We start from the raw sequence: 17,513 nt of genomic DNA on the forward strand, positions 1-17,513 counted from the left end.
CCCCATATTTGCATCATCATATTTAATATTAAAAAATGATAACAAGCGACAACGCAATTTTAATAAACGGAACAAAAAGTTAAAAAATCACTTATATAATCAATACGAAAACAAATGTCAGTAAACACTAAAATAGCCCTTGTAACCGGCGGTAGCCGCGGGTTAGGCAAAGAGATGGCCCTTAACCTTGCCAAAAAAGGTTTAAACGTAATATTAACCTACCACAGCAAAAAGGATGAAGCCGAAGCCGTAGTAGCCGAAATAGAGCAGACCGGTCAAAAAGCGGTAGCCCTGCAACTTAACGCGGGTGACGTAAGTAGCTTCGATGCCTTTTTTGAGCAGGTAAAAGCTGCCTTGCAAAGCACTTTCAGCACAGGTACTTTTGATTACCTGGTGAATAACGCCGGTGTAGGTATTGGTGCACCAATTGCCCAAACAACCGAAGAACAGTTTGATGAATTGCAAAACATCCACCTGAAAGGCGTATTCTTTTTAACCCAAAAAGCATTGCCGTTGTTAAATGATGGCGGTGGCATCATCAATATATCATCAGGTTTGGCTCGTTTTACTTCGCCGTTTTATGCCGCTTATGCTACCATGAAGGGTGGGATAGAAGTGTTCACCAAATACCTGGCAGCAGAGCTGGGCAAGCGCGGTATCAAAGCTAACGTAGTAGCCCCTGGCGCTATAGAAACAGATTTTGGTGGCGGTATGGTGAGGGATAACGCGCAGGTAAATGCGCACATTGCCGGTGTAACAGCCCTTGGCCGTGTTGGTCGCCCGGATGATATTGGTAGCGTGGTAGCCTTTTTATGTACCGAAGATGCGAAGTGGGTAAACGCGCAACGCATCGAGGTATCGGGCGGAATGAACGTGTAATTTGTTAAGTTAATAAAGTAAAAGGCGTTTCAAATTTGTTTGAAACGCCTTTTTAACTTCTGCCGTATTTTATTTATGGGAAGGAATATATGTGTGCTTTTTAGCATACCAATATAACAGATAGCTAATAAGGCTAATTACGGGAAGAACTGCACTCACTATTATGATGTTCATCATTGAAAAGGCTATAATACCCGTTATGCACTTAATACCTGCAAGGCTACCACCATACGCTGTGCTCCAAATAGCTAAAGCGGATAATAACAGATGAAATACAATCACAATTATTGTGATAATACCGATATTTAGTTTTGTTTGATGCTTTAATCGCTTATTGCATAAATATATCATCAAAGGTATTGAAGAGTATGTTAATAGCAAGGGAATCAGGAGGCTAAATAACAATATCATGGTTTAAGTATTTGTACTTAATACTATACTATGTGAATAAGTAACCCTAATTGCCGTGGTTGTTAATAAATAATGTATTAAACCAATATGCCAAAAAGTTACTTTTACCGTCACGCTTAAGTTAAGGTGGCAGGTAAGGATAATAGAATTGTCACATTGTCATACACCTACTTGTGGCAAGCAAATTGATTAGTATATATTTGTATAACAAAATTTAAAAATAGAAATCATGGCTTTAGAAATAACTGATGCAAACTTCGAAGAACTTGTATTAAAATCAGATAAACCGGTGTTGGTAGATTTTTGGGCAGAGTGGTGCGGCCCGTGTCGCATGGTAGGCCCTGTAGTAGAGGAGTTAGCCAAAGAATACGATGGCAAGGCCGTTGTAGGTAAAGTGAATGTTGACAACAATCCAGGTATATCAATGAAGTTCGGCATCCGTAATATCCCTGCCTTATTATTCTTCAAAAACGGAGAGATAGTTGATAAACAAATTGGTGCAGTGCCAAAATCAGTATTAGCAAATAAATTAAGCGCACAGGTATAATTTACCGGCGTACCAAATATTAAAAAGCGTTACAATATATTGTAGCGCTTTTTTGTTATATATTAGGTTTAGAAAATTTAACCTGTAAGTAGATTTAACCACAGAGTACACAGAGATAAAAACACAGAGTTACACAGAGGCCTTTTTTATTTAAATCTCTGTGTAACTCCGTCCAAACCTCGGTGTCCTCTGTGGTAAAATTCTTCTGCGGTAAAGAAAAACTTATGCCACAATTAAACGATGATCAGCAAATAAGGCAATTAGGCAACCTGGAGCTTTTGGCCCGGCAGGTGGTTGAGGGCTTTATTACAGGCTTGCACCAAAGTCCGTTTCATGGATTTTCGGTAGAGTTTGCCGAGCATCGTTTATACAACAATGGCGAATCGGTAAAAAATATCGACTGGAAACTACTCGCCCGTACCGATAAACTGTTCGTTAAGCAGTTTGAAGAGGAAACCAACCTGCGCTGCTACCTGCTGCTAGATACCTCATCATCTATGAACTTCCCCGATAAGGGCATCAATAAGCTGCAATTTTCCATCTACGCCATCGCGGCACTAATGCAGTTGTTTAAAAAGCAGCGCGATGCTTTCGGCCTGTGCGCCTTTGCCGATAAGGCCGAAATGCTCACCTCCGCCAAATCAACCGGGACACACCTGTTTTATTTGTATGCACAGTTAGAACGTCTGTATGCGAACCCGCAGGTTAATGCTAAAACTAATATAGCGCAGGTATTGCATTATGTAGCCCAGCAGATCCACCAGCGCTCCATGATCATTATTTTTAGCGATATGCTGGAGAATAATATGGATGATGAAAAGCTGCAAACCTTGTTCGCCGCCATTCAACACCTGAAATACAACAAGCACGAGGTGGTGATATTTAACGTGAACGACCGCAAAACCGAAATGGATTTCCATTTTGATAACCGCCCGCACCACTTTGTTGATATTGAAAGCGGGGAGGAAGTAAAAGTGCATCCCAATAAAATACGCGAGGTATACCAAACCTCCATGCAAAACTACCGTCACCAGCTCGAACTTAAATGCGCCCAATATCACATCGATCTGGTAGATGCCAACATCCACGAAGGCTACAATAACATTCTGAAAGCTTATCTAATTAAGCGTAATAAAATGATTTGATGGCTTAGGGCTGTCTGTTGTACACTTTTTTCACAAAACTTAAACTTATAATGCTGCTATTTGTACTTAAGGTAGCGGCGAAAGGGATTGCGTTTATTTCAAACAAAAAGTCCGTGCAGCCGTAAACAACTAAAAAGCGCTGGTTGCTATACAAACTTATTTTCTACATATATGAGATTAGCCATTGAACGAAAGCCTGTAAGAGTAAATCCTGATTCGAAACGAGTAATAGCAAGATTTTTCTTTAACGGGAATGACAGGGCAAAAGAAGTAATACAACGAGTAATGGAAATCAGCGAGGATACTGCCTTTGGCATCGTATCGCCCTTGTTGCAGGAATACTCAAAACGCCACCGTAACATTACCCGGGTACTAAACCGCCATTGCAGCAAGCTGAAGCCGCTATTTGAACAGCTGGGGATAGATTTTGATATACTTACCGTATACCGTAAACTGCTGATAGGTTCATACTTTACCCATGAGTATTCTATCGAGTCGGCAGCGTTCTTTAATCCGTCTATCATCGATGATCCCGACCAAACCGAACTGGAAGAAGGGCAGCGCCGCATGATCATGAGTTTCAGGGCGGTGGGTGAGGGACACATCTCCTCTATCACTTTCCGCAGGGCATTATTTGATAAGGATAATAATATCACCGTACTACCGGCCGGTAACTATATTGATGAGGCCGAAATAGTGCGTAACGCGGTATACAATAAAAAGCTATTTTTTGAAAAGGCGGTAAGCACGCAGATCAATATTGATGTGCTGAAAGAGCTGGAATCAAAGCTCGATCATCATTTCGAGTACTCCAACCTGCGCCGCATCATCCTCGATTCGCAGAAATTGCAGGAGAGCGATATCAACAAGCTGGAATATGATAAGGTGCTTTGGCTGGCCGATTCTTACTACGAGATCGTGTTTTCATTGGATACCGATATATCCGACAGGGTAATATTCCCGATATCAGAATATGAACGCAAGGGTATTGAGGATGCCCGTTTCGTTAAATTTATTAATGATGACGGCAGTCATGTTTATTATGCTACTTATACGGCTTATGATGGCGCATTAATAATGCCGAAGTTGTTGCAAACAACTGATTTTTATAGCTTCAAGATAATGCCGCTCTATGGTGCAGGTGCACAGAACAAAAACCTGGCATTGTTTCCGCGGAAGATAAACGGCAAGTTCGCCATGATATCGCGTATTGATGGCTGTAACAACTATATCATGTATTCGGATAAGATCAATATTTGGGAAGAACCGAAACTGTTACAGCAACCACGTTTTTCGTGGGAGTTTATACAGATAGGTAACTGCGGTTCTCCTATTGAAACAGAACATGGCTGGATCATGATCACCCACGGAGTAGGACCAATGCGCCGCTATGTGCTGGGCGCGAGCTTATTGAAACTGGATGATCCGGCAGTAGAGATCGGCAGGTTAAAGGAACCTTTAATTATCCCTAATAGTGATGAACGCGAGGGCTATGTGCCAAACGTGATCTACTCTTGCGGATCCATCGTTAACAACAATAAACTGATCATCCCTTACGGTTTGTCTGATTATTCAACCTCATTTGCTGAAGTTGATATGGATGATTTGATACGTAAACTTAAAGAAGACGGTATTTAAATATTTAACACACGCGTCGATTGTGATCCGTGTATTTAGACTTACGAAGTTTTCAAAACTTCGTAAGTCTTTTTTTGCTTTATCCCTCATGACGCATCATTGTGAGAATTTTAATTCTTTCTCGACTTTGAAGGTAAAGTGACGATAACTCACAACCCCTCTCCGCTGTCATGCTGAGGAACGAAGCATCTATCGCATATAAGCATAGCGAAGAAGATTCTTCACTGCGTTCCAGAATGACGCGTTTTTTTAAGGGCTATTCACAACAAAGCGCTATCGCACAGGTGTTTTGTACCTAACGATGGCGCTGTTATGTTTGAAATATAAATTACTTGTTCAATATCTGTTGGTACAGCTTAAAATAATCGCTCACCATTTTATCGCAGGAGAACTGTGCTGTTGCCCAATCGCGGCAGTCGGCACGGTTTATTTGAGTTAGTTGAGCAACTGCTTCAATTGCTTCGTTAACATTGCTCACCAAAAAGCCTGTTTCCTCATGTTTGATCAGTTCCGGCATCGAACCACGGTTAAACGCAATTACGGGTGTACCGCAAAGCATCGCTTCGGCAACGCTTAGGCCAAATGGTTCATCAAAATTGATGGGATGTAACAGGGCGGCAGCATTGCTTAGTAGTTCCTTACGCTTATCCGGTCCGGCATGGCCTACGTATTGTATCTGGTCGTTTAACTCGGGTGCTACTTCCTCCCTGTAATAGTTTTCATCCTGAATAATACCTGCTATCAATAGCTTACGGTTGGTGCGTTTGGCTATTTCAATGGCTTCGGCAGTACCTTTATGATGATGGATGCGGCCAAAGTACAACAGGTAATCTTCCGGGCTATCATTAAACAGAAAATCCTTAGTGTCCAGTCCGTTATAAACGGTGGCTAAATAATCCAGTTCGGGGCTGCGGTCGGAGTTACTGATAGACACATAATGCCCGCGCTGATTATACTTTTTATATACCGGGATGATCCGTTCCGATGAAAAACCATGAATAGTAGTGATCAACGGCGTTTTTATCAAGCCCGAATAGGTAAGCGGTAAAAAATCGAAGTTATTATGGATGAGGTCGAACTCGCCGGCCTTTTCCATCAGGTTGCTGATGTGCAGGCATTCGAGCACCTTGGCATCCTGACTGCGGTCTTCCTCGTACCCCGTTTCACATACGGATTCGAGTTTGCCACCGGTGATTGAGTCACCGGTGGCAAATAAAGTTACTTCAGCGCCAAGTTTAATAATTCCTTCGGCAATGTTTGATGCGATCTGTTCCCAGGGCCCATAGTGCCGCGGAGGGGTTCTCCAGGCAACGGGCGCTAAAACGGCTACCTTCATTTAGCAAACCTTAACATTTTGGTTATACTTATTGTACTCGTACTCTAATTCAAAAGCTTTAAGTACAGTAAGGTGCGATATCAGGTAAGCCAAAGTACTTTCGGCGCCCTGGTTACGGTTGATACCTGTTGGCAGCAAACCATCGCAACAGCCTTTGGTTTCATGATCGTAAAGCGGTGCACGCAGCGTATTTTCACCAAGGAACCATTTATAACTCAGGAACATTTTTTCGATATACTCCGGCGTACGGAAAATTTTGTAAGCCTGGAAATGCATCATCACCATGGCCATAGTTTCGATAGCCTGCTGATCGAAGGTAGGGAAGGTACCGCCGCGATAATACCAACCATCGTTACCCACCGGGCTTAAATAGCCGTTCGATAAAGTCAGCTTATCAAGGAATGCCATGGTTTTCATCGCTATGGCACGTACTTCTTCGTTGCCGGTTATCTCGCACGAGTGCAGCAAAGCCAGCGGAAGTATCGCGTTATCATAGGTCATTTTCTCTTCAAACCATTGCCAGTCGTCAGATTGGGTATTGTTGTAAGCATCAACCAAAGGTTGGGTAAGGCCTATCAATTCCTTAATCATGCCCTCGTCGGTAGGTACGGCTTGCAGGTATAAGCTTACGCCGATAATGGTATTACCCATGCCTCTCAGGTGATGGAGTGTTTTAAAGTGTGGGATAGATTTCTGGAAGATCTCCATCGCGAACTCACGGTATGAGTTGGTAGCTGCACAATCAATCAAATGACCCAATGCCCATATCGTACGACCGAATGAATCTTCTGATCCTACCTCATCCAGGTACTGCCTGCTAAAACTTAAAAAGTTGCGGAAATTACCATCATCGGTTTGCATGTAGTGAATATAGCTCAGGTAAACCGGCAGCAATTCAAGCGCCTCCTGGCTTTTATTACGCTGATAGGCCATAAGGGCCATGATCAACGCACGAGAGTTATCATCAAGGCAATACCCTTCTTTTAAGTTAGGGATGCCGTATTTTGCATGCTGAACAATCCCGGTATCATCAGTTAAACGTATTACATGCGCCAGGCTGAATTTTGGTAATATCTCCGGGTCAACAATGCTGTTCTTTAATATCTTGTCGCTAAAATCATGCTCCATGCACGATTCCTGCGCTACTTTAATAAACTCCGCACCTATAACCGGCCAGCGTAAATGCAGGCCATATTGATAGGCATTCTGTTTTAATTCGTCAAGCACAGCATCATCGTCAAGCAGTTCTATCATGATGTCGGCCAGCGCGTCCGAATTTTTAAAATCGAATAATCGGCCTCTATTATGTGATAACAGTTCCTGCGCGTGCCAGTATGGTGTTGATACCACCGCGGCGCCCGAACCCACAGCGTAAGACAATGTTCCGCTGGTGATCTGCGCTTCGTTCAGATACGGGGTTACGTAAATTTCGGCAGCGGTAAGGTAGTTGATCAGTTCTTCTTCAGATACAAACTTATTGATGAACGCCAGGTTTTTTGAAACACCCAGCTGTGCTGCCATACTTTTCAACGAATCACGGTATTCCTCTCCCGAATGCTTTTTAACCCCCGGGTGTGTGTTACCTAATATTACATACGTTACATCAGGATGCTTTTCAACTATTTTAGGCAGGGCACGTACTACAGTTTCCAATCCTTTATTGCGGCTTAACAAGCCGAATGTTAACAATACACGGTGGTTTTTAAAAGCGGTAAGGCTTTTCACCGGGTTGTTTTCCGGCTCTTCCAAATCGGGCACACCGTGCTCAATGATCTGTATCTTCTCAACAGGGATCTCGTAAATGGTAGTTAAAAACTCAACTGCACGCTGGCTCATCACCACAATTTTCGACGATTGCTCGGCAATTTCGCGAATGATGATACGCTGTACGTAGCTTGGGTCTTTCAGTATGGTATGCAAAATGGTGATCAGTGGTTTCTCCAGCCTGTTGATCAGCGGAAGGATATAAATACCGCTTTCGCCGCCGTAAATACCGAATTCGTGCTCCATAATACAGGCATCTACGTTGCTGGTATTAATGTAATTGGCTGCCCGTATATAATCTTTTTGATGGTTCTGACGGATGATGTACTTTACCTCATCAGGATATTCGTACTCATGCAGGTTTTCAGAATCATTTAAAGCAACAACAAACCCGCCTTCGGATAAACTTCGCCTCTCCGGAAAATTTGAGTTTATTGCACGCATCAAATTTTGGTTGAAGGTAGCTAACCCGCATTCGCGCGGCGGATAGGTTGATATATAGGCAATTTTCATAGATATGTAGGGTACTTTATTTTAGTAATAATTAATAGCTGAATACAATGTTGTATTTGCAGTGACCGAAAAAAAGGGCAACTATTCGTTTTAAAATGTACTTATAAGCATATAAAAGGTCACTTTTGTACAATTACCCGTTATTTTGCATAAACCGTACCAGTTTAACTCAAACAACAGACAATTAACGGCGGCGCATATAAAGAAAAATATATGCCCGTAAAAAAGCCATTTGGTTTTGAGGCGCTTAGCTGTAAAAGTTAATAGCCTCCAATATTACAGAGCAGGCTTTTTTGATATCATCATGACTGATAATAAGCGGGGGGGCAATGCGCATAGAATTACTGCAATGTAAAAACCAGTCGGTTATTATACCATTTTCTATACAGCGGTCTATTATTTTTTTGTTCAGATCAAAATCTTCCAGCTCAATAGCCAACATCAATCCTTTACCCCGTACTTCCTTTATTGCCGAATGTACCAGTAATTTTCTGAATAATGCTTCTTTTTCGGCTACCTGTACTATTAAATTTTCGTTAAGTAATACTTCAAGGGCTGCAAGTCCGCCGGCGCAGCACACAGGGTGACCGCCAAAGGTAGTGATATGGCCAAGGATAGGATTCTCTTTAAACGACGACATGATCTCGGCAGATGACATGAACGCCCCGATAGGCATGCCACCGCCCAATGCTTTTGCCAGCAGCAGAATATCGGGTACTATATCAAAATGCTCAAAGGCAAAGGTTTTGCCTGTGCGGCCAAACGCGGCCTGTATTTCGTCAAGTATCAGCAAGGTGCCTGTTTCATTACAACGCTTTCGTAAGGCCTGCATATAGGCTATATCGGGCACACGGATGCCTGCTTCGCCCTGTATGGTTTCAATAATTACACAAGCCGTTTGCTCGGTAATACTTTGAAGATCTTCAAGATGATTAAAACGGGTAAAACCAACCCCCGGCAGTAGTGGACGATAGGCTTGTTTAAATTCTTCGTTCCCCATTACGCTTAAAGCGCCGTGGGTACTGCCATGGTACGAATTATGGCAAGCGATGATCTGCGAGCGGCCGGTATAACGTTTGGCCAGTTTCAACGCCCCTTCAACGGCCTCGGCACCCGAATTTACGAAGTATACCGATTGCAGGTTATCTGGCGTTACCGCTACCAGTTTTTCGGCAAAGCGAACTTGTGGGGTTTGCACATACTCACCATACACCATCAGGTGCATGTATTTATCCAGCTGCTCTTTTATAGCATTGATCACATAAGGATTGCTATGCCCAAGGTTACTCACACCAATGCCCGATATCAGGTCGATATAAGCCTTACCCTCCGCGTCATAAATATGGACACCCTCGGCACGCTCAAACTCCAGCAATAATGGAAAGTGGGTAGTTTGCGCGTTATTGGCTAAAAAAAGCTGACGAAGGGTGAGCATGGGATATTTAGTGAATGAGTGAGTTATTGAATGAGTGTAGCCATCGAGTGATTCCGCTGCAAAAATAAGGATATGCTACCATTCATCAACCTATTCGGTAAAATCAGGCATTAAAAAATAACTAATTCAATAAATTACAAAGCATCACTCATTCGCTCAATCAGTAACTCACTCAATAGTTAATTTCCTGCTCTTTCGCTGCGTTCGCTGAGTTGTTTGATCACTTCAGCATTGAACTCGCTTTCGCTTTTGTAGAGCTCGCTTACTTTTTCGGGAGGAAGGATCTTCAGAAATTCTTCGTTATACCTCTTTTTAATGTTGAGCATCTCGGTTTGGTAGTATAACTCTTTATTGATCTGCTCGGTACCGTTGGCTTGGGCATCGGTATTATTAAGGCGTTTTAACCTGCGTATAGTAGCCAGTTGCTCCTGGTAACGGCGGTATAAAGGCCAGAATTTTTTTCCCTGGGCAGGAGTAAGATTAAGCTGCTTGTTTAAAAAATCGTTTTTAACACTTACTATCTTACTGGCTGCAATACTTGTTTTTTTATTAACGGCATTGTTTCTAAACCCTGCGGCATTGTCAGGCACCTGGGCAAAAGCGTTATAACTAATACCCAGCAAAAATGCTATTTGGAATATGAACTTGGTCAGCCTATTCATTATTACAGATCGGTATCAATATAATCCAGTATTTCTTCGTTGTTCAATGTGTTGCTCGCGTTTCTGATACCTGCCTGTGTTTCGCCTGCATCAACACTCGATTCAAGGTAACTTTTAATATCGCTTACCGGTATGTTTGATAGCTGCGTGTGCAAATAACTGTGCGTGTGCCCGTCGGTTGCAGTATGGTTACCTGTTGAACCAATAAAGAAAGATAGCCCGATAGCTACGGTAACACAAGCGGCAGCGGCATATTTGTACACACCCGGGTTAAACAGGCGGCGTACAATACCTTTGCGCTGTGCCGGTTTCGCTTCGGCAATTTCTTTTACTTCGGCAACTTCCTGCTCCGCATTTACGGTTTTAGCTAAAATAGCCGCGTTAAGTTTATCAAAATATCCGGTTGGCACTGCAAATGTTTCTTCAGGTTCAGCATCCAATATTTCCTCAACGGCAATGCGTGCGGTTATTTGCTCGTGCAGGTTATCAAAATAGCCGGCAGGTATTTCAAAACCATCGCTTTCGCTCATGGCTTCTTCAATATTTACTCGGCTTTGTATATTGCTGCTTAGCTCGTCAAAATAACCCTCAGGTACCGTAAAACTTGTATTTTCAACACTTAACGCGTTGGATATAACTATACGGCTTTCAATATTGGCGCTTAAATCGCTAAAGTAGTTTTCAGGGACACTAAAGCCCTGGTTGGTTTTATTAATATTAAATCCGTCTAAATTTTTAAGGGAAAGGATACGATCCTCAAGATTTTCGAAATAGCCAAGCGGTACCGTGAACGGGTTATTTGTGTTAACCTGTTTCAGTGCACTAAATTCATTTAGCCAATCTTTGTTCTCTATATCGCTCTTCATACCCTCATTAGATTAATACTTAGTATAAAGGTTTAATAAAAATAAAAAAATTAATTTGATGCCAGCAAAAATGCTTCTATTTTCTTGACTGCCAGGTGAAAAGATGCTTTTAAAGCACCCACGCTTGTACCCAGTACGTCAGAAATTTCTTCATATTTCATATCATCAAAGTACTTCATGTTAAACACCAGCCGCTGTTTATCGGGCAGGGTTAGCAAAGCCTGTTGTAATTTTAACTGCGCCTGGTCGCCGTTAAAATAACTCGAATCGGCAAGCGTTTCGGCCAGCTCGTATGATACATCATCGAGCGGGATGTTATTCCTCTGCTTTTTCTTATTCAGGAAGGTGATGCACTCATTAGTGGCAATCCGGTACATCCAGGTGTATAGTTGCGCGTCGTTACGGAAACCCGGCAGGTTCTTCCATATTTTTACAAATACGTCCTGTACAAGGTCGTCCGCGTCGTCGTGGTCAACAACCATACGGCGGATATGCCAATAAATCTTCTGCTGGTACTTCTTAAGTAGCAGGTTAAATGCTTCGTTCCTGGTCCTCTCGTCCCGAAATTTGCTTAATATCTCTTCGTCTTCAGCCGGTGCGGCCATGTATTAGCTTTTAATGCTATAAAAGTAAAAATTATCCGTTTTGTTTTTTTCTACTGATGACTTTTTTCACAGCAGCGATGATATGCTCAGCATCGAGGCCATATTTGGTCATGAGCTGCGCGGGAGTACCACTTTCGCCAAAGCTGTCGTTTACGGCCACATATTCCTGCGGGGCAGGAGTGTTGGTCGCTAACAATTGAGCGATGCTGTCGCCCAAACCACCTAAACGGTTATGCTCTTCGGCAGTAACCACACAACCTGTTTTGGCAACCGATTTTAAAACGGCTTCCGCATCTAAAGGTTTAATGGTGTGGATATTGATGATCTCGGCATCAATACCTTCCTCGGCCAGTTTTTCACCGGCAAGGATAGCTTCCCATACCATGTGACCGGTAGCGAAGATAGAGACATCTGCACCCTCATTCACCATCCAGGCCTTACCGATCTCGAACTTTTGGTCGGCATCGGTAAAGATAGGCACTACAGGACGACCGAAACGCAGGTAAACCGGGCCATGATGCTCGGCGATAGCGATGGTAGCCGCTTTGGTCTGGTTATAGTCACAAGTATTGATCACGGTCATCCCCGGCAACATTTTCATCAGGCCGATATCTTCGAGGATCTGGTGGGTAGCGCCATCTTCACCCAAGGTTAAACCCGCGTGCGAAGCACAGATCTTCACGTTCTTATCAGAATAAGCGACCGACTGGCGGATCTGATCATATACACGACCGGTAGAAAAGTTGGCGAAAGTACCTGTAAAAGGTATTTTACCGCTGATGCTCAAACCTGCCGCGATACCGATCATGTTGGCTTCAGCAATGCCGATCTGGAAAAAGCGTTCAGGGAAAGCCTTGATAAAATCGTTCATTTTAAGTGAACCGATCAGGTCGGCACAAAGTGCCACCACTTCGGGGTTGCGTTTACCTGCCTCAAGCAAGCCATCGCCAAAACCCGAGCGGGTATCTTTTTTTTCTGTGAAAGTATATTTCTTCATTATGAGTTGTCTGTTGTGAGTGGCCTGTGGCCGGTAAAACCATAGCAGGGATTTTCACCCGCCACAGAAACCCCGCCACCGGAACCTGATATTAATAATCCCCTAAAGTTTCCTCTAATTGCGCTAAGGCAAGTGTTAATTGCTCATCGTTAGGCGCGGTGCCATGCCATTTGTGGGTGCCCATCATGTAATCGACACCGTAACCCATGCCGGTATGCAGCAAAATGGCTACAGGTTTACCTTTGCCGGTATGGCTCTTGGCTTTTTCAAGCACGGCAACTACGCTGGCCATATCGTTACCTTTAGGCTCATCCAGAACATCCCAGCCGAAAGCTTCAAACTTGGCTTTCAGGTCGCCTAAAGAAAGTACCAAACTGGTAGGACCATCGATCTGCTGACCATTGTAGTCAATGGTAGCGATCAGGTTATCCACCTTATTATGCGGGGCGAACATGGCCGCTTCCCAGATCTGGCCTTCCTGCAACTCACCGTCACCATGTAAGGTATATACGATAGACGGATCGCCATCCAGCTTTTTAGCTAAGGCAGTGCCGATAGCTACCGATAAACCCTGGCCTAAAGAACCCGAAGCGATACGCACGCCCGGTAAATGCTCATGAGTAGTAGGGTGACCTTGCAAACGTGAGTTCAGTTTACGGAAAGTAGCCAGTTCGGCTTTATCGAAATAACCGGCATGAGCCAGTACGCTGTAAAAAACAGGGGAAATGTGGCCGTTAGAGAGGAAGAAAAGATCTTCGCCTTTACCTTCCATGCTGAAAGTCGGGTTGTGGTTCATGGCGTTGAAATAGAGTGCCACCAGGAAATCGGCGCAGCCTAAAGAACCGCCGGGGTGTCCCGACTGGCAGGCATGTACCATGCGGACGATATCGCGCCTTACCTGCGAGGCGGTCTGCTCTAATTGTGCTATGTCTTGTTTCATTAATTAAGGTTGATTTTGCGCAAAAGTAATCTAAAAATTATAAAATATGTTCTATTGTAAAAGGTCTAACACCTGTTGCGACGAATTTTTGGTGTCCACCTTGTCAATAACTTTGGTAATAGTACCGTCGCCATCAATAATAAATGTTTTGCGGGCGGTACCCATGTATTTTTTGCCATACATGTTTTTTTCAACCCATACGCCGTAAGCTTCAACAATAGCTTTTTCGCTATCGGCTATCAGCGTAAATGGCAGGCTGTATTTGCTTTCAAATTTTTTGTGCGATTTCTCGTCGTCGGTACTTACCCCGATAACTTCGAAACCCTGGCTCAAAAGCGACTGGTAATTATCGCGAAAACTGCAAGCTTCGGCAGTGCAACCCGGGGTATCATCTTTCGGGTAAAAATAAAGTATTACGTTCTTACCCTTAAAATCAGATAAAGCTACGTCTTTACCGTTTTGATCTTTAGCATTAAAATCAGGGGCTTTGTCGCCCTCGTTAAGTGTTGCCATAATTATCTGTAAAAATCAGCAGTGAATTGTGAAACGTTGTTTGTATTATCGCTTGAGGTCAGCTCAAAAGTATGCTTTCCGGGCTTAATATCATTATCAAAATAATATTTGTACAGCTTGCTTTTAAAATCGTGCTCTACCAATACCCATTTCCCGTCAATTTTTCCCGCAAAGCTTTTTACTCCCGAAAGGTTGTCGCTGATGCGTAAAGTGATGCTTTTAACCGCCGCCAAATTACTCCTGTTACGGATATTTACCGGGCTGATGACCGGGGCAATGGTATCTATCTTCACAAAATAATCGCCAAAGTAGCGGCACTGCGCCTTTACATAACCATCCTCATAAGTGCCTGCGGCTACATTGCCCGCGGCGTTCATTATTACAGCCTTATCAGCATTTTTGCCAATAGAGGTATCAGGCTTTATCCAAAGGTTAAAGGCCTCATGTAGCTGGGTGAATTTATTGTGGATGCGATGCGTATCTGAAAACGTCCCCGGCTTTTTCGGGAGTTTGGTGTATTGAAAATCAAGGTTATCGTACAGGTTCCCTTTGGGTACAATCACCTTTACATTGGGCGCGTTAAATTCGTTTTGCTGATCGTAACGGAACAGTTGCCCGGTTGGCTTAAATGCCGGGAAAGGATCATGCGGGGTTGATTTTACTTTGATAGCTAAGGTAGAAGTATTGCCTGCCACATCGCGCACAACGTATTCTACATCGTGCATGGCATCGTCATTAAAATCAATAATGCCACGGTTTACCGCTTGCGGGTATAGCGAAACATTACTGCCCGGCGGCACAAAGCATTTCTGCATCCAGCGCCCTGCCGAAAGGAGGGAAGGGTAATCAACATAAGCATTGATAGCACGGGTTTGATCGAACGCGAAACGTTCGACCGTAAAAGTATATACGGTAGTTCCATCGAGTTTAAGCTCAACCGAATAAATGCCGTTGCGGTTAACTGAAGCACTGTTCCTGTCGTACGCGGTTAGCCCGAAGCCTACCTCGCCGCTTAAATGTACCGGTTGATTATTGGTAAGGCGATAATTGCCTCCCGCGCCGGTCACCGCTAAAAACATGTGCGGCGTTTTCTCGCTGAAGGGCGCGCCATTCAGGTGGTAGGTTGCTATGGCGCTGATGGACGGCGGCACATTATCCGGAATGGTTAAGCCGAATAATTGCGGATTAATGGTTTCCTGCGTTTCGGTATCGCGAATCTCAAAATGAAGGTGTGGTCCCGCAGAGGCTCCCGCATTACCCGATACGGCAAACTGCTGGCCTTTAAAAATAGGCAGCTGTAACTGCATCGGCGCGAAATCAACCTCGTAACTTTGGGTTTGGATCTGATAATCGCGCACAATCTTTTCAATGTTTGGGCTAAAGCTATCCAGGTGACCGTAAACCGTGGTGTAACCGTTAGGGTGAGTAATATATACCGCGCGACCAAAACCGCCATACTGGATACGCAACCTTGAAATATAACCATCAAATACCGCGTAAACCGGGTAGCCTATGCGCTGATTGGTTTTAAAATCGAGCCCGGAATGGAAGTGATTTGGCCGCAACTCGCCGAAGGAACCTGCCGTACTTGGCGGCAGATCAAGCGGGTAGCGGAAATCTTTAGGGTAAAATTTGCTTTGAATAACATCCTGCGCGGATGCGGTATACAAGCATAAACAATATATAAGGGCAGTAAGTGTTTTTTTGATCATTAGCTATTTGACGTAGAAATCAAGCAATTTCTGATTTTCCAGATAAGCTTCCAGGTGATCGCCAATGTTTACACGGCCCACACCTTCGGGGGTACCGGTAAAAATAAGGTCGCCTTTTTTTAGGGTGATGTATTGCGATACAAAAGTGATAATACGCTCGAATGAGAATAGCAGATCTTTAGTGTTACCTGTTTGCCTGGCTTCGCCGTTAATATCTAACCGGAAATTGAGCGCGTACATATCGGCAAATTGCGCCTTCGGTAAAAACGCGCTCACCGGTGCCGAACCATCAAATGCTTTGGCCAGTTCCCATGGCAGGCCTTTTTCTTTATGGCGCTGCTGAATATCACGGGCAGTAAAGTCAATTCCCAGTGCAACTTCATCGTAATAATTGGCGGCAAATTTTTCGTTGATGTGCTTGCCTTCCTTACAAACTTTAAGCACCACCTCAATTTCGTGGTGTATATCCTGCGAAAAATCGGGATGATAAAATGGCTTATTATCTTTTAACAGGGCAGTATCCGGTTTCATAAATATCACCGGGGTAGTGGGTACCGGGTTATTCAACTCCTTAGCATGTTCGGCGTAGTTACGGCCAATAGCGATTATCTTCATACACAAATGCGGTAAAAGCCAAAGCTAAAAATATAATGGCTTTTTGAAAGAAAAAAGGTTAAAGCGGAAAGGAGAAAGCTGAAAGGTGAAAGGAGATGGGTTAAAGGGAAAGACTAAAGGGGAAAGGTAAAAGGAGAAAGGTTAAAGCGGAAAGCAAAAGAGGATAGAATAAGCTAAATGTCGAGCGTGGTGATGGTAGAATGAGCCTGAAGTCACACTAATTCCCAATAAAATCTCCTTTGAAAACTATTACAGAACAGACAATCTTTTGATGGTAGATTCTGTACCGGCCATAATGCGGATGAAGTAGAAACCGCGGCTTAGTTTGTTGTTGATGTTGTAGCTGAATTTTTGATCGCCAGTTTCAACGCGTTGCGAAAAAATGGTTACGAGGTCGTTGCCCAGTACGTCAACAATTTTTATGGTGACGTTGGTATTGCGCGATACTTCGTATTTCAGGTTGATTTGATCGGTTACCGGGTTAGGGTATACCTGTACATTGGTAAGCAACTTATCGTCCTGCCTGTTAACATTAACCCTTGCACTTGATACCACCCCCGGTTTTAACGGCGGCATGGCAAACGGAAGGCCGCTGCGCAGGTATGAGGTTTTAACAGCTTTGGCTTTACGTAACAGTGTGGTAGTGTCTTGATTATAAGCGCCTTTGGCGAAAGCGAAATTCATAGATACCGCTATTGCGATAACTAATAACCTTACGTAAGAATAGGTAGAATTTCGATTCATGCTTTATATAATGGTTACAAAAGTATAATAAAAGCTCTCATCATTCAAAAACATTGCCTAATTATAAATAATTTAACAATTTTTAACAAAAACAGCTTTTATTTGTAGCTCTGTTGTAAAGACTTATACGATAGTTATAGGTTTAAGTTTAGAAACGGAAAATTTTAATAATTTTGCTTTTTTTACAAAAT

At 43.4% G+C, this 17,513-nt stretch carries 16 protein-coding genes; 4 read left to right on the top strand and 12 right to left on the bottom strand.

What is annotated here, in order from left to right:
• The first annotated feature begins 114 nt into the window (after positions 1–114).
• The 4 genes from ABD894_RS23565 to ABD894_RS23580 all read left to right on the top strand — a co-directional run bounded on the left by ABD894_RS23565 (position 115) and on the right by ABD894_RS23580 (position 4,620).
• On the top strand, positions 115–879 hold the full coding sequence (locus tag ABD894_RS23565; protein ID WP_345213545.1) for an SDR family NAD(P)-dependent oxidoreductase: 765 nt from the start codon (positions 115–117) through the stop codon (positions 877–879).
• 640 nt (positions 880–1,519) lie between these two features.
• A complete protein-coding gene (gene trxA / locus ABD894_RS23570; protein WP_345213546.1) occupies positions 1,520–1,837 on the top strand; it encodes a thioredoxin in 318 nt (105 codons plus the stop codon).
• A 224-nt stretch (positions 1,838–2,061) separates the two neighbouring features.
• Positions 2,062–2,982: a DUF58 domain-containing protein gene (locus ABD894_RS23575; RefSeq protein WP_345213547.1), complete on the top strand. Its 921-nt coding sequence runs from the start codon at positions 2,062–2,064 to the stop codon at positions 2,980–2,982.
• 171 nt (positions 2,983–3,153) lie between these two features.
• Positions 3,154–4,620, top strand: coding sequence for a glycoside hydrolase family 130 protein (locus ABD894_RS23580; RefSeq protein WP_345213548.1), 1,467 nt, complete (start codon positions 3,154–3,156; stop codon positions 4,618–4,620).
• A gap of 328 nt (positions 4,621–4,948) precedes the next feature.
• On the opposite strand, the gene ABD894_RS23585 is transcribed toward ABD894_RS23580, so the two are convergent.
• The 12 genes from ABD894_RS23585 to ABD894_RS23640 form a co-directional block, all read right to left on the bottom strand.
• On the bottom strand, positions 4,949–5,956 hold the full coding sequence (locus ABD894_RS23585; protein WP_345213549.1) for a glycosyltransferase family 4 protein: 1,008 nt from the start codon (positions 5,954–5,956) through the stop codon (positions 4,949–4,951).
• Positions 5,957–8,233, bottom strand: coding sequence for a glycosyltransferase family 4 protein (locus ABD894_RS23590; RefSeq protein WP_345213550.1), 2,277 nt, complete (start codon positions 8,231–8,233; stop codon positions 5,957–5,959). It lies immediately after the preceding gene.
• A 247-nt stretch (positions 8,234–8,480) separates the two neighbouring features.
• Positions 8,481–9,668, bottom strand: coding sequence for an aspartate aminotransferase family protein (locus ABD894_RS23595; RefSeq protein WP_345213551.1), 1,188 nt, complete (start codon positions 9,666–9,668; stop codon positions 8,481–8,483).
• Between the two features lie 179 nt (positions 9,669–9,847).
• On the bottom strand, positions 9,848–10,330 hold the full coding sequence (locus ABD894_RS23600) for a hypothetical protein (protein WP_345213552.1): 483 nt from the start codon (positions 10,328–10,330) through the stop codon (positions 9,848–9,850).
• A gap of 2 nt (positions 10,331–10,332) precedes the next feature.
• Positions 10,333–11,196 (bottom strand): hypothetical protein, encoded by an 864-nt coding sequence (locus tag ABD894_RS23605; RefSeq protein ID WP_345213553.1) that lies wholly within the window; start codon positions 11,194–11,196, stop codon positions 10,333–10,335.
• Positions 11,197–11,246: 50 nt separating this feature from the next.
• Entirely contained in the window at positions 11,247–11,801 is a 555-nt protein-coding gene (locus ABD894_RS23610; protein WP_345213554.1) for an RNA polymerase sigma factor, read from the bottom strand.
• Between the two features lie 31 nt (positions 11,802–11,832).
• Positions 11,833–12,798: a transketolase family protein gene (locus ABD894_RS23615; RefSeq protein WP_345213555.1), complete on the bottom strand. Its 966-nt coding sequence runs from the start codon at positions 12,796–12,798 to the stop codon at positions 11,833–11,835.
• A gap of 91 nt (positions 12,799–12,889) precedes the next feature.
• Positions 12,890–13,738 carry a transketolase gene (locus ABD894_RS23620; protein ID WP_345213556.1) on the bottom strand — a complete coding sequence of 283 codons (849 nt, stop codon included), beginning with the start codon at positions 13,736–13,738 and terminating at the stop codon, positions 12,890–12,892.
• A gap of 51 nt (positions 13,739–13,789) precedes the next feature.
• Positions 13,790–14,251 carry a thioredoxin-dependent thiol peroxidase gene (gene bcp / locus ABD894_RS23625; RefSeq protein ID WP_345213557.1) on the bottom strand — a complete coding sequence of 154 codons (462 nt, stop codon included), beginning with the start codon at positions 14,249–14,251 and terminating at the stop codon, positions 13,790–13,792.
• 2 nt (positions 14,252–14,253) lie between these two features.
• Positions 14,254–15,963 carry a M23 family metallopeptidase gene (locus tag ABD894_RS23630; RefSeq protein WP_345213558.1) on the bottom strand — a complete coding sequence of 570 codons (1,710 nt, stop codon included), beginning with the start codon at positions 15,961–15,963 and terminating at the stop codon, positions 14,254–14,256.
• A 3-nt stretch (positions 15,964–15,966) separates the two neighbouring features.
• Positions 15,967–16,578: a fumarylacetoacetate hydrolase family protein gene (locus ABD894_RS23635; protein ID WP_345213559.1), complete on the bottom strand. Its 612-nt coding sequence runs from the start codon at positions 16,576–16,578 to the stop codon at positions 15,967–15,969.
• A 249-nt stretch (positions 16,579–16,827) separates the two neighbouring features.
• The gene (locus tag ABD894_RS23640; protein WP_345213560.1) at positions 16,828–17,322 is read right to left on the bottom strand and encodes a T9SS type A sorting domain-containing protein; all 495 of its coding nucleotides are present in this window, start codon (positions 17,320–17,322) and stop codon (positions 16,828–16,830) included.
• Positions 17,323–17,513 lie beyond the last annotated feature (191 nt).

This window comes from Mucilaginibacter gynuensis (assembly GCF_039541195.1).
Taxonomy (GTDB): Bacteria; Bacteroidota; Bacteroidia; order Sphingobacteriales; family Sphingobacteriaceae; genus Mucilaginibacter; species Mucilaginibacter gynuensis.

Bases quoted from the DNA above. Each gene is read 5' to 3' on its own strand.
- ABD894_RS23580 (WP_345213548.1), top strand. From the start codon at position 3,154: ATGAGATTAGCCATTGAACGAAAGCCTGTAAGAGTAAATCCTGATTCG.
- trxA (WP_345213546.1), top strand. From the start codon at position 1,520: ATGGCTTTAGAAATAACTGATGCAAACTTCGAAGAACTTGTATTAAAA.
- ABD894_RS23620 (WP_345213556.1), bottom strand. From the start codon at position 13,738: ATGAAACAAGACATAGCACAATTAGAGCAGACCGCCTCGCAGGTAAGG.
- bcp (WP_345213557.1), bottom strand. From the start codon at position 14,251: ATGGCAACACTTAACGAGGGCGACAAAGCCCCTGATTTTAATGCTAAA.
- ABD894_RS23565 (WP_345213545.1), top strand. From the start codon at position 115: ATGTCAGTAAACACTAAAATAGCCCTTGTAACCGGCGGTAGCCGCGGG.
- ABD894_RS23630 (WP_345213558.1), bottom strand. From the start codon at position 15,963: ATGATCAAAAAAACACTTACTGCCCTTATATATTGTTTATGCTTGTAT.
- ABD894_RS23635 (WP_345213559.1), bottom strand. From the start codon at position 16,578: ATGAAGATAATCGCTATTGGCCGTAACTACGCCGAACATGCTAAGGAG.
- ABD894_RS23600 (WP_345213552.1), bottom strand. From the start codon at position 10,330: ATGAATAGGCTGACCAAGTTCATATTCCAAATAGCATTTTTGCTGGGT.
- ABD894_RS23615 (WP_345213555.1), bottom strand. From the start codon at position 12,798: ATGAAGAAATATACTTTCACAGAAAAAAAAGATACCCGCTCGGGTTTT.
- ABD894_RS23575 (WP_345213547.1), top strand. From the start codon at position 2,062: ATGCCACAATTAAACGATGATCAGCAAATAAGGCAATTAGGCAACCTG.
- ABD894_RS23605 (WP_345213553.1), bottom strand. From the start codon at position 11,196: ATGAAGAGCGATATAGAGAACAAAGATTGGCTAAATGAATTTAGTGCA.
- ABD894_RS23585 (WP_345213549.1), bottom strand. From the start codon at position 5,956: ATGAAGGTAGCCGTTTTAGCGCCCGTTGCCTGGAGAACCCCTCCGCGG.
- ABD894_RS23610 (WP_345213554.1), bottom strand. From the start codon at position 11,801: ATGGCCGCACCGGCTGAAGACGAAGAGATATTAAGCAAATTTCGGGAC.
- ABD894_RS23590 (WP_345213550.1), bottom strand. From the start codon at position 8,233: ATGAAAATTGCCTATATATCAACCTATCCGCCGCGCGAATGCGGGTTA.
- ABD894_RS23640 (WP_345213560.1), bottom strand. From the start codon at position 17,322: ATGAATCGAAATTCTACCTATTCTTACGTAAGGTTATTAGTTATCGCA.
- ABD894_RS23595 (WP_345213551.1), bottom strand. From the start codon at position 9,668: ATGCTCACCCTTCGTCAGCTTTTTTTAGCCAATAACGCGCAAACTACC.